This window comes from Massilia phosphatilytica (genome assembly GCF_977014125.1).
Genome location: NZ_CDRNIL010000128.1, coordinates 1 through 2,918, shown reverse-complemented (window position 1 = coordinate 2,918; position 2,918 = coordinate 1). Strand labels below are relative to the sequence as shown.

Genomic DNA, 2,918 nt, shown 5'->3' with positions numbered 1-2,918 from the left:
CGATCGCGGAAAAGAACACGAGGATCGCCAGCTTGATGAGCACCATGATGGCGTTCGTCGTCGCCGATTCCTTGGTGCCGCGGATCAGCAGCACGCAGCACAGCACCACCAGAAGGATCGGCGGCAGGTTGATCTGGCCGGCGTGGAATTCGACGCCGCCGGTCTTGCCCGCGACGATCATGGGCGAGCGCAGCGCATCGGGGATCTGCCAGCCGAGCGCATTCTGCAGGAAGTTATTCAGGTAATCGGACCAGCCGATGGCCGTCGCGCTGGCCGCGAGGCCGTACTCGAGCAGCAGGCAGGCCGCGACGACGAAGGCGGCGAATTCGCCCACGGTGGCGTAGGCGAAGGAATACGAGGACCCGGCGGCCGGCACGCGGTTGGCCAGCTCGGCATAGCACAGCGCCGTGAGGCCCGCCGTGACGGCGGCCATCAGGAACGACAGCACGACGGCCGGACCGGCCTTCGGCACGGCTTCCACCATCGTGAAGAAGATGCCGGTGCCGATCGTGGCGCCGACGCCGATCATGGTCAGGGGAAAGAGGCCCAGCGAGCGGCCCAGCGCATGGACGTTGCCGTCATCGGATTTGTGCTCGGATGTCTTGGTGCGGATGAGCTTTTGGCCCAGGGTCTGGTTCACGACGTGTTCCTCTTGGCGCGGGTGGCGCTGATTATATGTGTTATGTGGATGCGATATAAGCACCCAAAGTCCGCGATTATAGGGCCAGTTTCCGGGGCCGCTTTCAGCGCGGCAAAAAAATACTTCGCTTAAACATGCATTTTTTATGCAGATTTAGGTAGAATACGGCCGTGCAGGTAGAATACGCCGGTACCCACTGAGCTTACCCGATGCGACTCACACGATTCTCCGATATTGGCCTGCGTGTCCTGATCTATCTGGAACGGGCGGGAGAACGTACGCAGCCGGTGACGGTGGCGGAAATCGGCAAGCAGTTCGACATCCCGCTGAACCACCTCGTGAAAGTGGTTGGCCAGTTGGCGAAGCTGGGCTGGGTGCAGGCGACGCGCGGACGCAACGGTGGCCTGCGCCTCGCGGCCGATCCGGCAACGCTCACGATCGGCCAGGTGCTGCGCAAGCTGGAAGGCGAGGACGACGAACTGGTCGACTGCGAAGGCACGGATTGCGCGCTGAAGCTGGATTGCCAGCTGCGCGGCATGCTGCGTACCGGCATGAAGGCCTTCTACGACGCGATGGACCGCTACACGCTGGCCCACGCGACGGCCGGCAACACCGGCGAGCAGGTCGTGCGCATGCACCGGATGTTCTGGGACGGCGCGGCAGCAAGAAGCAGGCTGCCAGCCACGGAACCGGTGAGTGAGGATTAACTTATTAGTGTGATGGCAACGCCGCGCCAGTGCGGGCCTTTTTTTGAACTGTAAATCTGCATTTTAAATGCATAATTAAAGGAACCATGATGATTTCCGAAGCAATCCCGCCCCTACATCGATGCCAGCGTCCCCGTCCTGCGCCAGCATGGCCTCACGATCACCAAGCTGTTCTACACTGAACATGCTGGGCGCGCATCCCAGTTGACCCGCATCTTCAATATGGGCAACCAGGCCAGCGGGGCGCAGCAGCAATTGCTGGCATCGGCGGTATTCGCCTATGCGGCCAACATCGGCAATCCGGGCGCGCTGGGTCCCGTCGTCGAGCGCATCGTGCACAAGCACGTGTCGGTCGGCATCCGCGCCGAGCACTACCCGATCGTCGGCAAGCACCTGCTCGAATCCATCGCCGCCACGCTGGGCGACGCCGCCACGCCGCCGCTGCTGGACGCCTGGAAGGAAGCGTATAACTCCCTGGCCAGGCTGTTGATCGAAGCGGAAGCGAAGATGTACAGCACGGCCGGCATCCAGCCGGGCGAGACCCGCCCGATGCGGGTCACCGACGTCAAGACCGAAAGCTTCAACGTGCTGTCGATCCGTTTCGTGCCGGCGGACGGCAAACCGGTCCCCGCGTTCAAGCCGGGCCAGTACGTCAGCGTCGCCGTCGACCTGCCAGGCGGCCGCCACCAGCTGCGCCAGTACAGCCTGTCCGATGCGCCCGACGGCGCAAGCCTGCGCATCTCCGTCAAGCGCGAAGACAGCATCGACGACGCGCCGGCCGGCGAAGTGTCGAACTGGCTGCACGCGAACATAAAAGTCGGCGCCACCTTGCAGGTGTCGCACCCGTTCGGCGAATTCACGCCCGAGACGGAAGGCGACAAGCCGCTCGTGCGTGCCGTCGGCCGGCGTCGGCATCACGCCGATGGTCTCCGCACTGAAGCGCGTGGCCGGCGCTGAACCCGCAGCGCCGCGTGATCTTCGCGCATGCCGCCCGCGATGCGACCCACCATGCGGCTGCGCGGGGAAGTCGACGCGCTGCAGGCCGTGATGCCGAACCTGTCGGTCGTGACGTTCCACGAAGACGCGCAAGGCGCCGCCGGCGTCATCGAAGGCCGCATGGACGTGGCCAAGCTGCCGGCATGGCCGCGCGACGAAGCGAACGTGTACCTGTGCGGACCGCACAAGTTCATGCAGGCGCAGTGGCTCGATTTGCTGCATGCCGGCGTGCCGGCGGGGCGCCTGTACCGCGAGGTGTTCGGGCCCGAGCTGCTGGATCACCTGCTCTGAGCAAACGCAGGCAGAACGCGTGGGCGGAGGCAATGCCCCCGGCATTACCTCCCCGCCCACCCTACGTGTTCTCGTAGGGGGGCACCCGTGCCCACGCGTTCCGCCACATTCAATTCACGACCTGGATGAGCGTCCCGCGCACGGTCCGCTGCGCGGGATTGCCGTACACGCGGATGCCGCCCGACCCGCTGTTCTGCGCGACCAGCGACTGCTAGGTGCTGGATCATCAACCAACTCCTCCGTTTTAACCTTAGCAATACGTAACTGAACGAAGTAGAGGGCAC

General features: G+C 64.1%; 5 protein-coding genes. 4 read left to right on the top strand and 1 reads right to left on the bottom strand.

Annotated elements, in window-relative coordinates:
* On the bottom strand, nucleotides 1–640 hold a 640-nt coding region (locus tag ACWNCF_RS04485), incomplete at its 3' end, for an amino acid permease (RefSeq protein WP_449406178.1).
* Between the two features lie 209 nt (nucleotides 641–849).
* Here ACWNCF_RS04485 and ACWNCF_RS04480 point away from each other — a divergent pair.
* From ACWNCF_RS04480 to ACWNCF_RS04465, 4 genes are all read left to right on the top strand, one after another.
* Nucleotides 850–1,347 carry an RrF2 family transcriptional regulator gene (locus ACWNCF_RS04480; RefSeq protein ID WP_449406177.1) on the top strand — a complete coding sequence of 166 codons (498 nt, stop codon included), beginning with the start codon at nucleotides 850–852 and terminating at the stop codon, nucleotides 1,345–1,347.
* A 222-nt stretch (nucleotides 1,348–1,569) separates the two neighbouring features.
* A complete protein-coding gene (locus ACWNCF_RS04475; protein ID WP_449406176.1) occupies nucleotides 1,570–2,304 on the top strand; it encodes a globin domain-containing protein in 735 nt (244 codons plus the stop codon).
* A 27-nt stretch (nucleotides 2,305–2,331) separates the two neighbouring features.
* Nucleotides 2,332–2,634, top strand: a complete 303-nt coding sequence (locus tag ACWNCF_RS04470) for a hypothetical protein (RefSeq protein ID WP_449406175.1) — start codon at nucleotides 2,332–2,334, stop codon at nucleotides 2,632–2,634.
* Nucleotides 2,635–2,653: 19 nt separating this feature from the next.
* Nucleotides 2,654–2,902, top strand: coding sequence for a hypothetical protein (locus ACWNCF_RS04465; protein WP_449406174.1), 249 nt, complete (start codon nucleotides 2,654–2,656; stop codon nucleotides 2,900–2,902).
* Nucleotides 2,903–2,918: the final 16 nt, after the last annotated feature.

Excerpts from the sequence above, each read along its gene's own strand:
- ACWNCF_RS04470 (WP_449406175.1), top strand. The coding sequence starts at position 2,332 with ATGCCGCCCGCGATGCGACCCACCATGCGGCTGCGCGGGGAAGTCGAC.
- ACWNCF_RS04475 (WP_449406176.1), top strand. The coding sequence starts at position 1,570 with ATGGGCAACCAGGCCAGCGGGGCGCAGCAGCAATTGCTGGCATCGGCG.
- ACWNCF_RS04480 (WP_449406177.1), top strand. The coding sequence starts at position 850 with ATGCGACTCACACGATTCTCCGATATTGGCCTGCGTGTCCTGATCTAT.